This window comes from Pseudomonas sp. NPDC087614, assembly GCF_044743485.1.
Taxonomy (GTDB): domain Bacteria; phylum Pseudomonadota; class Gammaproteobacteria; order Pseudomonadales; family Pseudomonadaceae; genus Aquipseudomonas; species Aquipseudomonas baetica_A.
Map to the genome: position 1 here is coordinate 1 of NZ_JBIUWN010000196.1, position 1,200 is coordinate 1,200.

Consider the following 1,200-nt stretch of genomic DNA (forward strand, 5'->3'; position numbering starts at 1 on the left):
CAGCGTGTAATCGCGCTGACTACGTTTTGCGCCCGTATCCATTGCACCCTCCTGATAAGAAGCCAGAAGGTGTAAACCTTATTCAGGACGAGACATCAGGCACAAAAAAGCCGCGTATCAAACGCGGCTTTTTCTCGGGCGTGATGCTTAAACGTTGAAGCGGAAGTGCATCACGTCGCCGTCTTTAACGATGTAGTCCTTGCCTTCCAGACGCCATTTACCGGCTTCTTTGGTACCGGCTTCGCCTTTGTACTGGATGAAGTCGTTGTAGGCGATGACTTCTGCGCGGATGAAGCCTTTCTCGAAGTCGGTGTGGATCACGCCAGCCGCCTGGGGTGCGGTGGCACCGACTTTGACGGTCCAGGCGCGGACTTCTTCGACACCGGCGGTGAAGTAGGTCTGCAGGTGCAGCATTTCGTAGCCGGCGCGGATGACGCGGTTCAGGCCCGGTTCTTCCAGGCCCAGGGCCTCAAGGAACATGTCCTTCTCTTCGCCGTCATCGAGTTCGGCGATTTCGGCTTCGATCTTGTTGCAGACCGGAACCACCATAGCGCCTTCTTCTTCGGCGATGGCCTTGACCACGTCCAGGTGCGGGTTGTTCTCAAAACCGTCTTCAGCCACGTTGGCGATGTACATGACCGGTTTGGTGGTCAGCAGGTGGAAGCCCTTGATCACCGCTTTCTCGTCGGTGCTCATGTTCTTCATCAGGCTGCGCGCAGGCTTGCCTTCGGTGAAGTGCGCAATCAGTTGCTCCAGCAGAGCCTTCTGAACGACGGCGTCCTTGTCGCCACCCTTGGCGTTACGCGCGACTTTCTGCAGTTGCTTCTCGCAGCTGTCGAGGTCGGCGAAGATCAGCTCCAGGTCGATGATTTCGATATCGCGTTTCGGGTCGACGCTGTTGGAAACGTGGATCACGTTTTCGTCTTCGAAGCAGCGCACGACGTGGGCGATCGCATCGGTTTCACGGATGTTGGCCAGGAATTTGTTGCCCAGGCCTTCACCTTTCGAGGCGCCGGCGACCAGGCCTGCGATGTCGACGAATTCCATGGTGGTCGGCAGGATGCGCTTCGGATTGACGATGGCCGCCAGGGCTTCCAGACGCGGATCCGGCATCGGCACGATGCCGCTGTTCGGCTCGATCGTGGAGTTTGGGGGGGTTTTGGGGGGGGGGGGGGGTGGTGGGTGGGGGGGGGTGGGGGT

1 protein-coding gene is annotated in these 1,200 nt (G+C 58.8%); it reads right to left on the minus strand.

Annotated features, from left to right (window positions below; translation table 11 throughout):
• Positions 1-147: 147 nt before the first annotated feature.
• Positions 148-1,200: redox-regulated ATPase YchF (gene ychF, locus ACIOWA_RS28060; RefSeq protein WP_401162939.1), on the minus strand; the 1,053-nt coding region annotated here is incomplete at its 5' end.